Origin of the sequence: Pedobacter africanus (genome assembly GCF_900176535.1) — a bacterium.
GTDB classification, from domain to species: Bacteria; Bacteroidota; Bacteroidia; order Sphingobacteriales; family Sphingobacteriaceae; genus Pedobacter; species Pedobacter africanus.
Genome location: NZ_FWXT01000001.1, coordinates 1,732,857 through 1,752,165 on the forward strand (window position 1 = coordinate 1,732,857; position 19,309 = coordinate 1,752,165).

Genomic DNA, 19,309 nt, shown 5'->3' on the forward strand with positions numbered 1-19,309 from the left:
GGTTTTCCACTAAAGATATCAAATGAATTATTATACAGGTGTATTGTAACGGTTTTATTAGTTAACCTTTAAAACCGGCATGGGTGGGTTCCTCCTTTGCTCAGGAGGAAGCTTTAACCAGGTATGATAGGCCTTGATCGTATACATCGCATAATTAAAAGGCCTTTCGCTCTTTACCAGCTCTTCCGGTGGACGGTACATAGACATAAAGTCCTTCAGGTCCTGTCCCTTTAATTTAACCAGGTCAGCAACATATTCCTCGGTAAAAATGGTATTGATCTCATTCTGGTAACGGTCACGTTCTTCCAGTTGCCTTATTTTTTCCTGCTGCCGCTTGTATTTACCATAGCCAAGGTTAAAGAGCAATCCACCAGCCCGGTCGTTATTGCCTTTACCCTGCAATCCCTCGGGTGTAAAACGTTTGTAGGCCCTTGCCTGCGGATCAGGCCCTAAAATTGAAGGATTAATTCTCACGCCAACTACCTCTACTTCTTTTAAAGCCGTTGAATTTCCAGGCAGGTATACGGTTTTTGGCAGGAGATTAATTAAATATAGCGTATCAGTATGGTACCCCATCATAGAAAACTCCAGCAAATCGCCTACCCGGGCAGAGATCGAGAACTGACCGGCAGCTTTGGTCAGCGTAAGTTGGTTGTTGCTCAGGTTTTTTACCTTAACATTCTGCAAGGGGAAAGTTTTGTTATCAAAATCGTACACCGTTCCCGAAACCGAATTCTGGGCCAGCAGCGCAAAAGGTGCGGCAATGAGCAGGAACAGCAACAGATGTTTAAGCATAACCAAATGTAAGGGTGTTCATGAGTTAAATATATAATTTAACATAAATTAACAAGAAAGGTTTCCTGTTAAACTTTACAAACACCCTGTCATTCAGCAAACTATTTCAATACCGCAGCATACTGCGCTTCGTTAAAACTGATAAGTACCGGTTTTCCGTCGACCTCTATAACCGGACGTTTAATGGCACTGGTATGCTGAAGTAAAACCTCCACCGCGTTTTTCTGATCGGCTACCCTTTGCTGCACTTCCAGACTTAAAGCCCTCCAGGTGGTTCCTTTTTTGTTCAGCACCTGCTCCCAGCCAAAAACATTACACCACTCGTTCAGTTTTTCGGGCGTAATGCCTTTCTTTTTGAAATCATGAAACTCTGCATTAAAGCCATTTTCTTCCAGCCAGGTCCTGGCTTTTTTTACTGTATTACAATTGGGTATTCCGTATACGATCATGTTTGCAAAACTAAGATTTAATTCATCACTTTTTTTCGGGGTTTCATCACATTTTAAATTTTGAACACTTCATACTTTGTAGTATTGTGGCATAAATCATCACGTCGCTTGTCGACTTAAAATTAAACCCAATGATCAAATTAAAAGAGACCACAAAAATAGAGCTTTGGATTGTAACCTCATTCATCGCGATCTCCTGCCTATTCTCTCTCCTGCAAAACCTGGCCGCGCTTGGCGGATTGGGAAGCGCTTTCGATATCAGGACTATCTTTAACGATACCATATGGACCTACACCTTATTCAGTCACCTGGTCACCACAGTATTTTATTTACTGTTAGCCCTATATGTACAAAAGGAATTTGAAAAATCAGATGAAAAAATTTCAACTGCTGTCTTCTTTATATATCTGCTCATCCACATTTGTTTTCTTGCCGGCTTTATCAGCAAATATTTCATTATCCTGCTTTCCATAAAGTTGATGGTTATCTATTTTACAAGGTACAAGCAAAACATGCCTAACAAAGTATATTCCGAAGCCACACTTCTGGTTGCCTGGTCCATGTTACTTCATGCTTGCGCTCTGATTTTAAATGCCCATCCGTTTATTGTAGCCATCTTTACTTTTGTTAGCCCACTGGCCATTTTTAGCTACATCTACCTGGTATACATACAACTGCCTCTTATTATAAAAAGAAAACGTCCCAAGTTGACATATATCGGCGTCATTTTCTTATTGACATCGCTATCAAGCCTGCTGATTGTACTGACATCCCTGCTTTTCTTTAGCAATACGCATGATCACGATAACGTCCTTGGTTTCTCTACAGCCATAAATTCAATTGCACAGTTTATCGTTGTCCCGTTGTTTGCCTGGAACATTTACAAAGCCAGGAACAACAAAAAAGACCAGGAAATCTATGCTCTGAAAACGGAGCTTGGCAAATCAGACGCTAATCTTAATTTCTTAAAATCACAGATTAACCCGCACTTCCTTTTCAATGCGCTGAATACCCTCTACGGCACTGCGCTGCAGGAAAAAGCCGAGCGGACAGGAGAAGGCATTCAGAAACTGGGTGATATGATGCGTTTCATGCTCCAGGAAAACGTAGAAGATAAAATTCTTTTGTCAAAAGATGTAGACTACCTGAACAACTACATCGCCCTGCAAAAACTAAGAACCTCGACCTCGCCCGAAATCGTGATACAAACACAGATTGAAGAAGAGCAACCAGACGACCTTGCCATTGCGCCCATGCTGCTCATTCCCTTTGTTGAAAATGCATTTAAACATGGCATCAGTTTAAAATATCCCTCACACATCAAAATTACACTTCAAACAAAAAACAACACCCTGTATTTCGATGTCCATAACAGCATTCACCAGAAAAACGAAAGCGACCCCGAAAAACAGCATGGCGGCATTGGCTTACAAAACGTAAAACAACGTCTGGCTTTGTTGTACCCTGGCCGTCATGAACTGATCATCCGCGAAAGTGCCAAGGAGTTTTTCATTCACCTGACCCTGCAGTTGAGGGAAAATGATTAATTTTAAAAATGATTGCAATAGCAATAGACGATGAACCCATAGCCCTGGATGTAGTGCAGTCGCATGCATCCAAGGTTCCTTTTATTGAACTGAAAGCCACTTTCACAAATGCATTTGATGCAATTGCCTTTCTGCAACACAACAAAACAGACCTCATTTTTCTGGATATAAAAATGCCAGACATCAGTGGGATAGACTTTTTAAAAAGCCTCAGCAACCCGCCCCTGGTCATATTTACGACGGCCTATTCAGAACATGCCGTAAAAAGTTTTGAGCTCGATGCGATAGATTATTTATTAAAGCCCTTTTCCCTGCCCCGTTTCTTAAAAGCCTGCAACAAGGCTCAGGAACTCTACAAGTTCAGAAACCATACACCTGCCTCAACAGAACCTCTCTCTATTTTTATTAAAGATGGTTATGAGCAAATAAAAGTTCAGATCAGTGACATCAGGTACATAGAGGCGGCAGGCAATTACACACAGATCAATCTCGAAAATGATAAATTACTTAGTACAAGGGTACCGTTAAATGAAATGCTCCTGCTGCTGCCCGCAGAAAAATTCATCCGCACCCACCGGGCTTTTATCGTAGCAAAAGAAAAGATCAGCAAATTCGATCGCTTCCAGATATGGATTGGCGAACAGGTCATTCCTATAGGCGCTACTTATGCTCAATCTTTGAATAATTTATGCTAAATTCTTCCACAATTTATCTACCTGCGACCCGCTAATTAAATATTATGATTAATATTGTTAGCCATAACAAGAAATTGATCTTAATTATTAACTCATAACATGTTTAAGCTAACTTTTAAACAACAGGTACTCACAGGTTTTGCGATTTCCTTATTGTTTGTCATGATCTCTGCAATTACTTCGTATCAAAGTATCGATTCCTTTAATGAAGATTCTGATTGGGAAAACCATACCTACGAAATCATCATCCTGACCCAAAAAATTGATCAACAGATTGTCAGCGCAGAAAGCGGGCTCAGGGGCTTTGTCCTTACCCAGAGCCAAAAGTACCTTCCCCTTTATACGGCCAATATAGACCAGGTTCAAAACAGCATTCACGATCTCAAAACGCTAGTTAGTGATAATCCCTTACAATTGCGTCATGCCGACAGCCTCGAATCTTATCTCACAAAAAGGGTAAATTCGCTGAAAGAAATCCTGCACGCCAACAATGCTTCCGGAAAAGAAGCCGCAATCGCGCTGATGCAGACAGATAAGATCAGGACAATTCGGGAAAATTTATCCAAATATAGCGAAAAAATGATTTTTGGGGAACGAACACTGCTCAAAAAGCGGATCCTGGCCACAGACAAGAGCAAAGACAGGACAGTTGCCATTGTTATCGGAAGTGCATTGATCATCTTCTGCCTCATCCTCTTTTTGTTCACCTACATCAGAAGAACATTCGACCAGCAAAAAGAAACAGAGGTGCAGATCAGGAACAACAATGCCCAGCTTGCACAGTTGTCTGAAGAAAACGAGCAAAAAAACTGGCTTCTTTCCGGTGCAGCCCTGATTAATGAAGCCATGCGTGGCGAACAGGAAATGAAAGAGCTTTCCGTAAAAATCATTACGGAAATCTGTAACTACCTGAAAGCGCCGGTAGGCGCCCTGTTTCTGAGCAATGAAAATAAACAAACACTGCAGCTAACCGGAGGTTATGCCTACAGCCCCAAAAAAAGTGTAATAGAAAGCTACGCTTTTGGCGAAGGCATGGTTGGACAAACCGCCGCAGAAAAAAAAGAAAAAATACTCACCGATCTTCCTGCAGATTATATGACCATCAGTTCGGGCCTGGGTCAGACCCTTCCCAAATCTGTGTACCTGTTCCCGGTTTTATTTGAAGGGGCAACCATTGCCGTCATAGAAATCGGATTAACCCGGAACCCTGACGACATCACTTCCCTGTTCCTTCAAACCGTATCCGAGAGCATTGGGGTAGCCATCAACAGTACCATAGCCCGGCTCAAGCTCAGGGATCTGTTTGAAGAAACCCAGCAACAGGCAGAAGAACTGGAAAGCCAGCAGGAAGAACTCCGTACTACCAACGAAGAGCTGATCTACAAATCGGAGCAGCTTCAGGCTTCTGAAGAAGAACTGCGGGTACAGCAAGAGGAACTCCGCCAGACCAATGCAGAACTGGAAGAAAAAGCACAACAGCTCGAAGAACGTAACATTGCCATTAACCAGGCCAAAGAGGCCATGAGCCTCAAGGCCGAAGAACTGGAAATATCCAGCAAGTATAAATCTGAATTCCTGGCCAACATGAGCCATGAATTGAGGACCCCGCTGAACAGCATCCTCATCCTGGCCAGAATATTGAAAGAGAACAGACCTGAAAATCTGAATGAAGACCAGATCAAATATGCCGGGGTAATACACAATGCTGGCACAGACTTGCTGACGCTGATCAACGACATTCTTGACCTTTCTAAAATTGAGTCCGGTAAACTCGATCTTTCCATACTTCCTGTGAAACCTGCCGCCATAAAACAAAATATGGAGGCCTTATTTACTGAACTGGCCAGGAGCAAAAAAATTACTTTCCGCAGCATTCTTGGCAGCGAATTACCAAAGGAACTGTTTACTGACCAGGCACGGCTGGAACAAATCGTAAAGAACCTTTTGTCCAATGCCTTTAAGTTTACGCCGGAGCATGGTGAAATTACATTGGAGATCGGCATGGCTAAGCCACAGACACCGTTTTACTCCAGCCAGTTGCAAAGCAGTACAGACGAAATCATTGCGATCAGGGTCAAAGACTCCGGAATTGGAATTCCGGAAGACAAACAAAAGCTGATATTTGAAGCCTTTCAACAGGCAGATGGCTCAACCAGCCGGAAATATGGGGGTACAGGACTTGGTCTTTCCATCAGTAAAGAACTGGCACACATCCTGGGTGGGGAAATCCAGGTGAGTAGCAAACAGGGAGAAGGCAGTATCTTTACGCTTTTTGTACCCAAAAACCACTCTGCGGCAACTGAAAATGAGGAAAACAGCTATGAGACTGAGGAAACTGCTGTAATATTCCCGGTTCCTGCCCCAGAACCCATACAAACACCACACAGCCATACGAACATCCAGAGATTACTTATTGTTGAGGACGATCTTGCCTTTGCGGATGTGCTGAACGATTATGCCATAGAAAAAGGCTTTAGTCCTATTCTTGCCCACAGTGGTGATGTAGCGCTGGAGATGGCTTTTTCCGAGCTACCCGATGCCATTGTACTCGATATCATGCTGCCTGTGGTTGACGGCTGGACCATCCTCAAAAAATTAAAGGCCGATCCGAGAACCAAAAATATCCCGGTCCATATGATGTCTGCAGGAAACGAAAAGGAAGGAAAAGCAAAAAAAGAAGGTGCCATCGGTTTCCTGAAAAAACCGATTGAAAAGGAGCAGCTCGACGAAGCATTTGAACTGTTAAGTGCAGCCCACCTGAAGTATAACCTGAGCAAAGTGCTTGTTATTGAAGACCAGGAACTTCACAGCAAGTTACTCACACAGCAGCTAACAGAAAAGGGCGTTGATGTAAAACAGGCATTTACCGGAAAAGAGGCACTGAAACTCCTCGAAGAACAGGAATTTGACTGCATCATCCTTGACCTTAAATTGCCGGATATTTCAGGCTTTGAGCTGCTGGACATGATCAAATCACAGCCACGAATTGCACATGTACCTGTAATTATCAATACGGCAATGGAACTTGACCAGGAAAAAATGGCGCACATCATGCAGTATACAGAAGCCATGGTGCTCAAGTCCAATAAATCGAACGACAGGCTAATAGATGAGGTAAGCCTGTTTATGAACAAACTTAAGCAGCAAAGTCCGGCATCTTCAGCAACTATTGGCAAGTCCGTTAAGCCTAAAGGTTCCTCTACAATGGAAAAGGTGCTCAAAGATAAAACCATTCTGATCACCGATGACGACATGCGCAACATATTTGCCTTGTCAAGTGCCCTTCAGGCCTACGATTTGAAAATTGTGATCGCCAACAACGGTCGGGAAGCCATCACGCGACTGGAAGAACAGGAAAACATCGACCTGGTGCTTATGGACATTATGATGCCTGAAATGGATGGGTATGAAGCGATGCGGGCAATCCGTGCTAAAAAAGAATATGCTAAACTGCCCATTATTGCGTTAACAGCAAAGGCCATGAAAAACGATAAGGAAAAGTGTATTGAGGCCGGTGCAAACGATTATATTTCCAAACCTGTTGATATGGACAAGCTGCTTTCAATGTTAAGAGTCTGGCTAAGCTGATATGCATAAAGAAACTGACATCATCACCTATGAAGAACTGGGCAATCTCATTAGCCTGATCAGGAATATCCATGGCTTTGATTTTTCGGGTTACTCTGCTGCCTCTTTAAAAAGGCGGGTTACCCGGATCATGCACCTGCAACGGCTAAACCTGTTCGACCTCCGCACATTGTTAACCAACGACCACGATTACTTTGAATCATTTTTGATTGAGGTCACTGTAAATGTCACCGAGATGTTCCGCGACCCCTTGTTTTACAAATCATTACGCGACAACATCATCCCCTACTTAAAATCTTATCAGCGCATTAAAGTGTGGAATGCAGGTTGCTCAACAGGCGAAGAGCTCTATTCTTTTGCAATCCTGTTTGCACAGGAACAGCTCTACGAACGTTGTTTTTTTTATGGTACAGACATCAATGTAGATGTATTGGAACAGGCAAAAACGGGGATTTATAACCTGCAAAAAATGAAGCAGTATTCGGAGAACTTACAGAAAATAGGGACAACCCATACGCTGTCCAACTATTATACCGCAAAGTATGATGCAGCATCCATCAATCACTCTTTAAAAAAAAATATACTTTTTTCTGTTCATAACCTAGCCTCGGATGGCGTATTCAATGAATTTCAGGTCATTTCCTGCAGAAATGTACTCATCTATTTTAATGTGGAATTACAAAAAAGAGTGATCGAATTATTTTATAATAGCTTGGCCAATTTTGGCTTTTTATGTTTAGGTTCAAAAGAAACATTAAGAAGCACAGAGTTGGGGCGTTTTAAAATAATAGATAAAAAAAATAACATTTACCAAAAGATAGCATAGGGCCTAAATGCCCCAATAACCCAGCACACATGGAAAAAATTAACATCCTAATTGTTGATGACCGACCTGAAAATATTATTGCCCTGGAAGCACTTCTGCAGCGAAACGACATCAATATCATCAGTACCACCAATCCCAATGAAGCCCTGAGGTTATCTTGGGAAATGGACATTGCCATTGCCATGATTGATGTTCAGATGCCTGAAATGGACGGTTTTGAACTTGTAGAGATCTTAAAAAGCAACCCCAGGACAAAAGAAATCCTCATCATATTTGTTACTGCCATATCTAAAGAAACCAAATATGCAGTTAAAGGATTAAATACCGGTGCGGTCGACTATCTGTACAAACCCCTGGATCCTTTTGTGACTTCTGCAAAGGTAGATTCCTTTATCCAGTTTGTCAGAAACCAGAGAGAAATAAAGAACAAAAACAGAGAGCTTGAAGCCTATCAAAAAGAACTGATCAAAGCCAAAGAACTTGCAGAACAGGGAAAGCGGATAAAAGACAATTTCCTGGCTAATATGAGCCATGAAATCCGCACCCCAATCAACGGGATCATAGGCATTGCGCAACTCCTTAAAAAAACAGAGCTGAGTGATGAGCAAAGAGAGATGGTAAACCTCTTGGAAATCTCCTCCAACTCTTTGCTGGGCGTAATCAATGATGTACTGGATCTTTCCAAAATAGAATCGGGCAAGTTTAAGATCAACAGGGCGGCTACAGATATTGTCAAAATATGCGTAGCTGTGGTGGACCTGCTCCGCATCCCATCTTTAGAGAAAAAGCTGGCACTTAATTTAGAGCTCGATCCCGAATTGCCAAAAATGATCCTGGCAGATTCCCTGCGTTTAAATCAAATCCTGATGAACCTGATCGGCAATGCCATTAAGTTTACCCACGAAGGCAGCGTAACGTTAAAAGTAGAAATACTGAACCATAAAGGAAATAACCTTCAGATCAGGTTTTCAGTAACAGATACCGGTATTGGGATAGCTGAAGAAAATATTGAAAAAATATTTGAAACCTTTGAGCAGGCCGATGAACAGACCACCATCAAATTTGGGGGCACCGGACTTGGGTTATCCATTGTAAAAAACCTTGCAAAACTTAAAGGGGGGATACTGGAAGTTCAAAGTGAGGAGTTCAAAGGAAGTACTTTTAGCTTTACCAATTGGTACGAAGTACTGAAGGAAGCCAATACGCCTAAAAAATCAACAGAAGAAAAACTTATGCCATTTAGCAATCTAAAAATTTTGGTTGCGGAAGATAACCCGATCAATAAATTTCTAATCATCAAAATCCTGCAGGGCTGGCAGGTTCAACTGGATGTGGTTGAAAACGGACAGGAAGCATTAGACAAACTGAAAGAAAACGACTACGACTTGATTTTAATGGATACTTTTATGCCGGTAATGAACGGCCTGGAGGCCATCAAACTGATCCGCGAGGGTTATGCTCCTGGAAAAGAAAATATCCCTATAATTACCTTCTCTGCTGCCGTGCTCGACACAGACAAAGAAACGGCAATCGCTGCCGGGGCCAATGATGTCATCAGCAAGCCATTTGAACCGGCTACACTTTATAAGAAAATCCAGGAATATACTACTGGTTAAAAGCCGTCATTGTTTTTGCTGGGCCAATCGTTACAAAGCTTTTGATCAGCTCCGTACTCTTATCGATCAGTGCCGGTAACTCCGGAAGTTCATCATCGTCGAATGGCGCAAGCACATAGTCTGCCTGCCTGCCTTTGGGAAAGTTATCACTGATCCCAAACCGCAGACGCGGATAAGCCTGTCCGCCGCAAAGCCCTTCAATGCTTTTTAAACCATTATGTCCTGCACTGCTGCCTTGTAGCTTCAGTCGGAGTTTACCTAAAGGCAAAGCCAGGTCATCTACAATTACCAGCACATTTTCCAGAGGAATACGCAGTTCCTGCATCCAGTAATTCACGGCCTTACCGCTCAGGTTCATATAAGTGGTGGGCTTAATCACATGCAGCTTCCTCCCTTTAAAACCAAGTTCGGCATGATAGGCCAGGCGCGTATTCGTGAATGTGCCTTCCAGCTGCCTGGCCAGTTCATCGGCAATCATAAAACCAATGTTATGGCGGGTATCCGCATACTCAGGACCAATATTTCCTAAACCAACTATTAAGTACTTCATCTATAAATTATACAATCAGCAGTCCTGTTCATTACCTGCAAAGATAATAGTTTATACCATACAGGTAATGGTTCAAAACCCATCCATAAAAAAAGCAGCACCGGTAATGGTGCTGCTTCTGCTTTCAAAAGAAATCAATTATTTCTTGTTCGCTTCTTGTTCAGCTTGTTTTAAAGCTCTTGACATTGCTACAGAAACGATGGTATCTTCACCTGTGTTGGTTACAATGTAGTTACCTTTTTCAAGATCACGTACACGGAATAAGTTACCAACTTCCAGTTTGGCAATGCTCACTTCAACAGTCTGAGGCATATCTTTAGGGAATGCTTTAACACGAAGTTTACGTAATTTCTGAACCAGTTTACCCCCCATTTTAACACCTGGAGAAGTGCCGGTTAATTTAACCGGGATTTCCATCAGGATCTGTTTGTCGTCAAACAGCTGCAGAAAATCTACGTGTAACAACACGTCTGTTAATGGGTGAAATTGCAAATCTTTAATGATGGCTTTGGTTTTGGTGCCATTGATTTCAATTTCTACAAAGTTCGCTTCAGGAGTGTAAATAGCATCCCTTAGATCGGCGATAACAGCAGCAAAGTGAACTTGTTCTTTACCACCATACAATACTGCAGGAACTTTACCTTCGTAGCGAAGCTCTTTAGCATCGCGTTTCCCTACGTTCTCTCTTGGAGAACCGCTAATTGCGATTGTTTTCATTTTCTATTTATTTAATTTATCTAATTATTCTTAAACTCTAAAAAGGTCGCTGATAGACCCGTGTTCGTTTACATTGGCAATTGCTTTTGCAAACAAAGGGGCTGTACTCAGTACCCTTATTTTTGAACTCTCCTGTTTCAACGGAATCGTATCCGTTACGATCAGTTCTGTCAGCATTGAATTTTCAATGGTTTCGTAAGCCTTTCCAGACAATACCGGATGCGTGCAAACGGCCCTCACACTTTTCGCACCTTTTTCCATAATCAATGCAGCAGCTTTGGCCAGTGTCCCGGCAGTATCACAAATGTCATCAATCAGCACAATATCCTGTCCAACCACATCACCGATGATCGACATCGATTCGATTTCATTGGCGCGCTTCCTGCGCTTGTCGCAGATGACCACCTCTGCATTAAAGAACTTCGCGAAAGTACGTGCCCTGTAGGAACCGCCCATATCAGGCGAAGCGATCGTCAGGTTCTCCAGTCCAAGGCTTTTGATGTAAGGCACAAAAATTACCGATCCGTCCAGGTGATCAACAGGGATATCAAAGAAGCCCTGTATCTGTGCAGCGTGGAGGTCCATGGTCATGATCCTATGGATACCAGCTGATTTCAGCAGGTTAGCTACCAGTTTCGCACCTATGGCAACCCTTGGCTTATCCTTTCTATCCTGTCTTGCCAGTCCGTAATAAGGTACAACTGCAGTAATGTAATGCGCAGAAGCCCGTTTTGCGGCATCAATCATCAGGAGCAATTCCATCAGGTTATCAGAAGGCTGATAGGTAGACTGGATCAGGAAAACATCACAACCACGTACCGTTTCATCATAAGAAGGCTGAAACTCACCATCGCTAAACTTATTTAAAGTTACATCGCCTAGCGCTTTGCCGTATTGCTCGGCAATTCTTTTTGCTAATTCTTTTGTACCTGATCCGGCAAAAAGCTTAACTGGGTTAAATTGCAATGGCATGATTAAGGTATATCAATGCTGGTTAAAAAAAATCGGATTGTGAATAAAACCCACAATCCGAATATTGTTAGTTGCCCGACCAGGATTCGAACCTAGACAAACGGTACCAAAAACCGTCGTACTACCATTATACTATCAGGCAATCTTCCATTTTAAAAGGCTTGCTTCGAAATGGAATGCAAATGTACGCAGATTTTTCATTTTTGCAAGAGCAGCATTCAAAAAAAATAAAATTATTTTATCATTTTTATGTTCCCCAAACAGAAAATATTCAAAATGAGCAATTTGATTAGCCATGTAAATAATGTAAATATTTAAATAACCAGGAAAGTTGACTCAACCATATGGCTCATTATGCCTTTCCTCGGAGATAATACCGACTTTGCTCCTAAAAGTACCTTTTTCCCGAAGAAAGGCAGAACCGGCGAATAACCAGGGCCGACTAAAGGTGCAGCCTGGCCTAAATAAAAATGTTAAACTCCGCTTTACTTTGTGCTATTCTCAATCTTATTCTTTATTTTCGGCTGCATTTTAATCGCCTCAATAACATATTAACTATTCAATAAAGAAATGAATTATTCAAAAATTAATAATCTTACCGGTTGGTTTTGCTTTCTTGTAGCCGCTGTAACTTATATTTTAACATTGGAACCTTCCGTTAGTTTTTGGGATTGTGGTGAGTTCATTGCTTCGGCCTATAAAATGCAGGTCGTTCACCAGCCCGGGGCTCCGCTGTTCCTGATGATCCAGAGGTTCTTTTCTTTATTCGCCTTTGGTGATGTACAAAAAATAGCCTATTTCATGAACGTCGGCTCGGCCATTGCCAGCGCTGCTACCATCCTCTTTTTGTGCTGGACCATTACTGCTCTTGCCAAAAAGATCCTGGTAAAAGAAAATGAGGAAATCAGCAAAGCTACCCTCATCTCTATTATGGGTGCCGGAATCGTAGGTGCATTGGCCTATACCTTTTCAGACAGTTTCTGGTTCTCGGCCGTTGAATCTGAAGTATACGCTTTATCGTCTTTATTCACCGCCATCGTTTTCTGGGCCATATTAAAATGGGAAGCGCATGCAGATGAACCGGGTGCTGATCGCTGGCTGCTGTTCATCGCCTATATCATGGGCCTGTCCATAGGTATCCACTTATTGAATTTGCTGACCATCCCGGCAATTGCTTTTGTTTATTATTTTAAAAAGACGCAAAAAACCACAACCAGTGGGATCATCAAAGCCGGTTTCATAGGTGTGCTTATCCTTGCGGTGATCCAGTATGGGATCATTCAATACCTGGTATCATTTGGTGCCTATTTCGATCTTTTCTTTGTAAACACATTAGGGATGGGCTTTGGAACCGGCGTAATTGTGTTTGCTATCTTACTAATCGGCGGACTGGCATGGGGCATACGTTATTCTATCAAACACCAGAAAAGAGTATTGAACATCGCACTTCTTTCTACCGTACTGATCATTTTTGGCTACTGCTCCTTTGCAATGATCATTATCCGCGCCAAGGCCGATCCGAACCTGAACAACAGCGACCCTGATAATGCCTTCTCTTTCCTGAGCTACCTGAACAGGGAACAATATGGCGACAGGCCACTGCTTTTCGGGCCAAACTACAACTCGCAGAAAGTTAACCTTAAACAGGGCAAAACCCTTTATAGAAAAGGTGATGAAAAATATGAAGTAGCCGGTAAAAAAACCGATTACGAGTATGACAGAACAACACCATTCCCAAGGATGTATAGCGATGATGAGCGACATATTGGTTATTACAGGGATTTGATGGGCTTTGATGAAAGTCATTTCCCGAACCTCATCGATAACATTGGCTTCCTGTTCAAATATCAGGTAGGCCAGATGTACATGCGCTACTTTATGTGGAACTTTGTAGGCCGGCAGAACGACGATCAGGGACAAGGCAGCCTGTATGAAGGCCAATGGCTGAGCGGGATAAAACCTATCGACGCCATGATGCTGGGCAACCAGAAAAACCTTCCACCTTCTATAGTAGACAGCAATTCTTACAACCGCTTCTTCTTTTTACCCTTGATATTGGGCTTAATAGGTGCCATATGGCAGTTCCAGCGCAACCAGAAAGATGCGGGCATCGTGGCCCTGCTGTTTTTCTTTACCGGCCTGGCCATTGTGCTTTACCTGAACCAGAAACCAATGGAGCCAAGGGAAAGGGATTATGCTTATGCGGGCTCCTTCTATGCCTTTGCCATATGGATAGGACTTGGTGTGCTCGCCATCAGGGAGTGGCTGTTTAAAAAACTTACACCTGTAAACGGCGCCATCCTGGCTACAGCAACCGGTCTGTTTGCAGCCCCGGTGCTTATGGCGGCCCAGGGTTGGGACGATCACGACCGTTCGACCAAGATGGTCGCACACGATATCGCCGTCGACTACCTGCAATCCTGTGCCCCAAATGCGATCCTGTTTACTTATGGAGACAACGACACTTACCCTTTATGGTATGCTCAGGAAGTAGAAAATATCCGTCCGGACATCAGGTTAGTAAACTTAAGTTTATTTGATACCGACTGGTACATCAATGGCATGAAACGTAAACAAAACGAATCTGCCCCACTGCCCCTTTCGATGAAACCTTCCCAATATGTACAGGGCGTAAGAGATGTGATGTACTATCAGGACGCAAACATTGCCGGATCGGTAGAACTGAAAGACATCGTAGATATATTGTTATCTGACAATGCCGAAGACAAACTGCCGTTGCAGGATGGCAGCAGAGAGAACTTCATTCCCACAAAACACTTTAAACTTACGGTAAACCGTGCCGATGTATTAAAAAATGGTGTGGTGCCTGCTGCAGATTCAAGCAAGATTGCAGCAGTGATGGACTGGACCTTCAACAAAAACTATGTGACCAAGGGTACATTGGCTATGTTTGATATATTGGTACATAACGACTGGAAAAGACCTGTTTATTTTGCCAGCACTGTTCCTTCAGATCAGTACAATGGTCTCGACAATTACCTGTACAATGAAGGTCTGGCCCTACGCCTGCTGCCATTGAAGCCGGATACCACGGCAAACCGAACAGAGCTGATCAATACACCGGTACTCTATAAGAATGTTATGTATAAATTTGTGTGGGGCAATATTAAAAACGCAAAATATCTTGACCCTCAATCCTCCGACGACATTTCCATCTTCACCAATGTATTTAACAATACCATCTCCGGTCTGATCAAAGAAGGCAGGACTGCAGATGCTAAAAAAGTAGTAAACCGTTATTATGAAGTAATGCCGGAGAAATTCTATGGCATGCGTTCTATGATGGGTGCTTACTTCCTGGCCGAAAACCTTTATCTGCTCAATGAGAACCAAAGGGCAAATGACTTGATTGAAAAATCAGCGGCCTATATCCAGAAAGAACTGACCTACCTGGCAGATGTTTCTGAAAGCAAACGCAACCTGATTGGCAGCCAGAACGTTCAATTGGGCTTATCCTTCCTGAACCAGATGGCAAGAACAACTGCCCAATACAAGCAGACCAAGCTTAGTGAAAACCTGAACCGTCAGTTTCAGGGTCTGGAAGGCAGGTTTACCATGTATTTCCCGCAGCAATAAGGGGAAACCTCGAAGCTGTTCTCCGGCTGCATAATTTGGCTTTGAAGAAAAGCCAAAAGACGCTATGCCGGTTCACAGCATACTCGTTTTCTGCCAAAGAACAACCGTCAGTACTTTTATTGCTAACAGATAGACAGCAAGAAAAGACAGTACTAAACAATAAGAAAGGCCTGCAAATCGATTTGCAGGCCTTTCTTATTGTTTATATATTATACGTAATAGTTCTTTTGTGACCAGTATTGAATTACCTGATTAAACACCCTGCTTTGTTGGAAGTAATGAGTTTTCTGCGAACCGGCATAGCGTCTTTGCGCTTCTTCAGCGCAATTATGCAGCCGGAGAGCAGAATGCGAGTTACTACTCGTTCACTACGCCCATTGCACAGAATTTGTCGATCCTGGCAGTAACCATTTTTTCTGTTTTTTCTTTCTTCAACACCTTCAGGTCGTCCAGGATCTGTTTTTTTAGGGTCTGTCCCATCAGTTCAGGATTCTGGTGCGCACCTCCCAGGGGTTCTTTAATAATTCCGTCGATCAGTTTGTTTTTAAACATGTCTTCGGAAGTTAATTTCAGGCACTCTGCGGCACGTTCTTTATAGTCCCAGCTGCGCCATAAAATTGAAGAGCAGGATTCCGGTGAGATTACCGAATACCAGGTATGTTCCAGCATATAAACCTTATCTCCGATGCCAATGCCCAATGCACCACCTGATGCACCTTCACCAACAATGAAACATAAGATCGGAACTTTCAACACTGACATTTCCAGTAAGTTTCTGGCAATCGCCTCGCCCTGTCCGCGTTCTTCTGCTTCAAGGCCTGGGTATGCTCCCATAGTATCAATAAAAGAAATAACGGGCTTGTTGAATTTTTCGGCCAGGCGCATTAAACGGAGTGCCTTTCTATATCCTTCAGGATTGGCCATACCAAAGTTCCGGTATTGCCGCTCCTTGGTATTTTTACCTTTCTGGTGACCAATGATCATCACAGTCTGACCATCTATGGTTGCAAAACCGCCAATGATAGCCTTATCGTCCTTTACCGTTCTGTCGCCATGCAGTTCAATGAAATCATCGCAGATCATGCTGATGTAATCCAGGGTTTGCGGACGTTCAGGGTGGCGGGACATCTGAACTTTTTGCCAGCCGGTAAGGTTACTGTATAGGGTTTGCTGGGTTTTGTCCAGCTTCTCTTCAAGTTCTGTTAAGGTAGCAGACATATCTACTTTGGTTTTTTCAGCAACTTGTTTCACCTTTTCAATTTGCTGTTCCAGTTCAGCAATAGGCTTTTCAAAATCAAATGATGTTTTTATCTGTTCCATAATCGGGCTGTAAAAATAGACATTTTATTTTAAAAACCTGTTCAATGCTTCGATTTCGGCAACGGTAATTTCTGAGAGATCTTTAATGACAATTTGTGCACCTTTCAGGTTTTCAGCATCACCGATACCTACTACCCCCATACCCGCTGCATTTGCGGCCTGCACACCAGCAAAGGCATCTTCAAAGACCACACAACCGGCCGCAGCGGTATCCAGCAATTCAGCAGCTTTAATAAACACCTCCGGGTCCGGTTTAGAAGTGGTTACTGCATTGCCATCCACAATGGCATCAAAAAAATGAGCCAGGCCCGTACGTTCCAGAATGAGCGCCGAGTTTTTACTGGCCGATCCCAAAGCAATTTTAATTCCCTGCTGTTTCAGCTGGCGCAGCAGTTCCAGTGATCCCGGCAGTACTTCCCCTGCAGTCATTTTACTGATCATGGCTACGTACCAGGAGTTTTTCAGACTGGCCAGTTCCTCACGTTCGGCATCAGATTTTCTTATCCCTCCCCACTCCAGTATCATATCCAGGGAGCGCATGCGGCTTACTCCTTTTAACTGCTCATTCTGGGCATGGGTAAAATCAAAACCCAGCGAGTTGGCCAGCTGCTTCCAGGCTTTATAGTGATAAACGGCAGTATCTACCAATACTCCATCCAGATCAAATATACAGGCTGTTTGTTGTGTCATATCCATCTAATTCAATTCAAGTACAAGTGTTGTTTTTGCGGGTACGGTAATGATTTTCAGGTTCTCCAGCTTTTGGGCGGTGATGACATTGGTTGCGGCCGAAACACTGGCCATCCTTTCGGCAAACCTCGCAGTCGGCAGTTCCTTTGCTTTGCCCTCTGCGTTTACAATGACCATTACCTGTTTACCTCCTTCCGGTAAATACCTGAAATAGGTATATATTCCATTCTCAGGTACAAACTGCATCATTTTACCCCTTTGCAAGGCTGGGCTGCTTTTACGGTACCTCGCCAGCATCCTTACAAAATTAAAAGCTTCGTTTTCCAGTGCTGTCCGACCTGAGGCGGTAAATTTATCTGCTTTATCGCCCGGCCATCCGCCGGGAAAATCCATACGCACCAGTCCGGGCGGATGGTAATGGTTTTTCATCAGGATCTCTGTGCCATAATAGAGTTGTGGGATGCCACGCATAGTGAGCAGCAAAGCAATTCCTGATTTAAACTTATCGATGTCCTCATTCACCATCGAATAAAGACGGCTCATGTCATGGTTATCCAAAAAAATCACGTTCCGACTGGCATCCTGGTAGAGGAAGTCCTGAGCAAGCGTGGCATAGAGCCGGAATACTCCGTCAGTCCAGCCCGTATTTCCATTTAAAGCTTCATACAACGCATTTTTCAGCACAGCGTCTGTAATGCCGGGCAATTCCGTATCAAAGCCCCGGTTTACGGTATTGCCCTGGGTAAAATAAGCCTGCGCTGCCACAGAATTTACCAGTGTCTCGCCAAAAACAGAAAGTGTAGGAAACTCCGTCTTTATTTTTTGCATCCAGTCTTTCATATAATCCGGATCGTTATACGGGTAGGTATCCAGGCGCAAGCCATCTATCCCCGCATATTCAATCCACCAGATGTTGTTTTGTGTCAGGTAGTTCTGCACAAAAGGGTTCTGCTGATTAAAATCGGGCATAACAGGTACAAACCAGCCGTTGAGCATCTTCTTTTTATCCGCTTCGGCAGCGTGAGGGTCCATCACGGGCTCATCACGATAGCTGGTTTGCGTATAGGCCGGCCACTGGTTAACCCAGCTTTTCATAGGCATATCCCTATAAAGCCAATGCCCGGTACCCATGTGGTTGTGCACAACATCTTTTACAATCTTAAAGCCCTTTTCATGAGCCTTATCGACATATTTTTTATACAAGGCCAGGCTGCCATATCGGGGGTCTATTTTATAATGATCTGTTGCTGCATAGCCATGGTAAGAAGCTTCGGTCATATCATTTTCAATTTCCGGTGTCATCCAGATGGCAGTTACCCCCAGATCATCCAGGTAGTCCAGCTTACCAATGAGTCCTTGCAGGTCACCGCCATGGCGATAGTACATTGAATCCCGGTTCAATTTATTTTCCCGCATCCCTTTTACAATGTCATTCCCCGGGTCTCCGTTTGCAAAGCGATCGGGCATCAACAGATAGATCAGGTCTTTACCACTCACTCCCTGAATACGCGAGGGTTCCTTCACCCTGTTTTTCAGTTCATACGTATATTGCAATTTTTTTTTTCCCGCCTTTGTAAAAACAATGGGAAATTTTCCCGCTTTTGCTTCCCTGGCAATTTCCAGATCCAGGAACAGGTAATTGGGGTTTTCCACCTGATGTACTTTTGCGAGTTTAACCCCGGGATGGTTCAGCTGTACACTCAATTTAGCAATACCGGCGCCATGCACCAGCAATTGTAGTTTGGGGTTGCTCATGCCCACCCACCAGAACATAGGCTCAATACGCTCCAGCTGCTGCGACTGTGCCCATTTGCTTAACAGCATAAAAAACAATACAATAAATAGCTTCCTCATGATGAACTGGTTACACGCTCCCCCTGGACATTGACATACTGCACCTACTTTTAGCTAATAAAGTGGTAAAAGCGATCAATACAGGGTAAATAT

The 19,309-nt window shown here is 43.3% G+C and carries 15 protein-coding genes and 1 tRNA gene; 6 read left to right on the forward strand and 10 right to left on the reverse strand.

The annotated features are described in order from the left end of the window. Positions 1–57 precede the first annotated feature (57 nt). Together B9A91_RS07300 and B9A91_RS07305 are read right to left on the reverse strand one after the other, a co-directional pair. Complete coding sequence (locus B9A91_RS07300) at positions 58–795, reverse strand: carboxypeptidase-like regulatory domain-containing protein (protein WP_084237704.1); 738 nt, start codon at positions 793–795, stop codon at positions 58–60. A 101-nt stretch (positions 796–896) separates the two neighbouring features. Continuing rightward, positions 897–1,244, reverse strand: coding sequence for an arsenate reductase (locus B9A91_RS07305; RefSeq protein WP_084237705.1), 348 nt, complete (start codon positions 1,242–1,244; stop codon positions 897–899). Between the two features lie 131 nt (positions 1,245–1,375). Between B9A91_RS07305 and B9A91_RS07310 the strand changes: the two genes are divergently transcribed. From B9A91_RS07310 to B9A91_RS07330, 5 genes are all read left to right on the forward strand, one after another. Next, positions 1,376–2,791: a sensor histidine kinase gene (locus tag B9A91_RS07310; protein ID WP_084237706.1), complete on the forward strand. Its 1,416-nt coding sequence runs from the start codon at positions 1,376–1,378 to the stop codon at positions 2,789–2,791. An 8-nt stretch (positions 2,792–2,799) separates the two neighbouring features. Further along, positions 2,800–3,486 carry a LytR/AlgR family response regulator transcription factor gene (locus B9A91_RS07315; protein ID WP_084237707.1) on the forward strand — a complete coding sequence of 229 codons (687 nt, stop codon included), beginning with the start codon at positions 2,800–2,802 and terminating at the stop codon, positions 3,484–3,486. A gap of 99 nt (positions 3,487–3,585) precedes the next feature. Further along, the gene (locus B9A91_RS07320) at positions 3,586–7,074 is read left to right on the forward strand and encodes a hybrid sensor histidine kinase/response regulator (protein ID WP_084237708.1); all 3,489 of its coding nucleotides are present in this window, start codon (positions 3,586–3,588) and stop codon (positions 7,072–7,074) included. A 1-nt stretch (position 7,075) separates the two neighbouring features. Next, positions 7,076–7,900, forward strand: a complete 825-nt coding sequence (locus B9A91_RS07325) for a CheR family methyltransferase (RefSeq protein WP_200815611.1) — start codon at positions 7,076–7,078, stop codon at positions 7,898–7,900. 29 nt (positions 7,901–7,929) lie between these two features. After that, the gene (locus tag B9A91_RS07330; protein ID WP_084237709.1) at positions 7,930–9,516 is read left to right on the forward strand and encodes a response regulator; all 1,587 of its coding nucleotides are present in this window, start codon (positions 7,930–7,932) and stop codon (positions 9,514–9,516) included. On the opposite strand, the gene pth is transcribed toward B9A91_RS07330, so the two are convergent. The 5 genes from pth to B9A91_RS24095 all read right to left on the reverse strand — a co-directional run bounded on the left by pth (position 9,506) and on the right by B9A91_RS24095 (position 12,052). Beyond that, positions 9,506–10,066 carry an aminoacyl-tRNA hydrolase gene (gene pth, locus B9A91_RS07335; RefSeq protein ID WP_084237710.1) on the reverse strand — a complete coding sequence of 187 codons (561 nt, stop codon included), beginning with the start codon at positions 10,064–10,066 and terminating at the stop codon, positions 9,506–9,508. The genes B9A91_RS07330 and pth overlap by 11 nt on opposite strands. A gap of 138 nt (positions 10,067–10,204) precedes the next feature. Next, the gene (locus B9A91_RS07340; protein WP_084237711.1) at positions 10,205–10,783 is read right to left on the reverse strand and encodes a 50S ribosomal protein L25/general stress protein Ctc; all 579 of its coding nucleotides are present in this window, start codon (positions 10,781–10,783) and stop codon (positions 10,205–10,207) included. Between the two features lie 30 nt (positions 10,784–10,813). Further along, positions 10,814–11,755 (reverse strand): ribose-phosphate pyrophosphokinase, encoded by a 942-nt coding sequence (locus B9A91_RS07345; RefSeq protein ID WP_084237712.1) that lies wholly within the window; start codon positions 11,753–11,755, stop codon positions 10,814–10,816. A 71-nt stretch (positions 11,756–11,826) separates the two neighbouring features. After that, positions 11,827–11,897: transfer RNA gene (locus B9A91_RS07350), tRNA-Gln, on the reverse strand. After that, positions 11,891–12,052 carry a hypothetical protein gene (locus tag B9A91_RS24095; protein ID WP_159451661.1) on the reverse strand — a complete coding sequence of 54 codons (162 nt, stop codon included), beginning with the start codon at positions 12,050–12,052 and terminating at the stop codon, positions 11,891–11,893. Before B9A91_RS24095 ends, B9A91_RS07350 begins: the two co-directional genes overlap by 7 nt. A gap of 273 nt (positions 12,053–12,325) precedes the next feature. On the opposite strand from B9A91_RS24095, the gene B9A91_RS07355 reads away from it, so the two are divergent. After that, positions 12,326–15,352, forward strand: a complete 3,027-nt coding sequence (locus tag B9A91_RS07355; RefSeq protein ID WP_084237713.1) for a glycosyltransferase family 117 protein — start codon at positions 12,326–12,328, stop codon at positions 15,350–15,352. 357 nt (positions 15,353–15,709) lie between these two features. Here the strand turns inward: B9A91_RS07355 and B9A91_RS07360 are convergent, their stop codons facing one another. From B9A91_RS07360 to B9A91_RS07370, 3 genes are read right to left on the reverse strand one after another with little or no spacing between them, the layout of a single operon-like run. After that, complete coding sequence (locus tag B9A91_RS07360; protein WP_084237714.1) at positions 15,710–16,672, reverse strand: acetyl-CoA carboxylase carboxyltransferase subunit alpha; 963 nt, start codon at positions 16,670–16,672, stop codon at positions 15,710–15,712. A 24-nt stretch (positions 16,673–16,696) separates the two neighbouring features. Continuing rightward, the gene (gene pgmB, locus B9A91_RS07365) at positions 16,697–17,362 is read right to left on the reverse strand and encodes a beta-phosphoglucomutase (RefSeq protein ID WP_084239620.1); all 666 of its coding nucleotides are present in this window, start codon (positions 17,360–17,362) and stop codon (positions 16,697–16,699) included. 6 nt (positions 17,363–17,368) lie between these two features. Then, a complete protein-coding gene (locus tag B9A91_RS07370; protein WP_084237715.1) occupies positions 17,369–19,216 on the reverse strand; it encodes a glycoside hydrolase family 13 protein in 1,848 nt (615 codons plus the stop codon). Positions 19,217–19,309 lie beyond the last annotated feature (93 nt).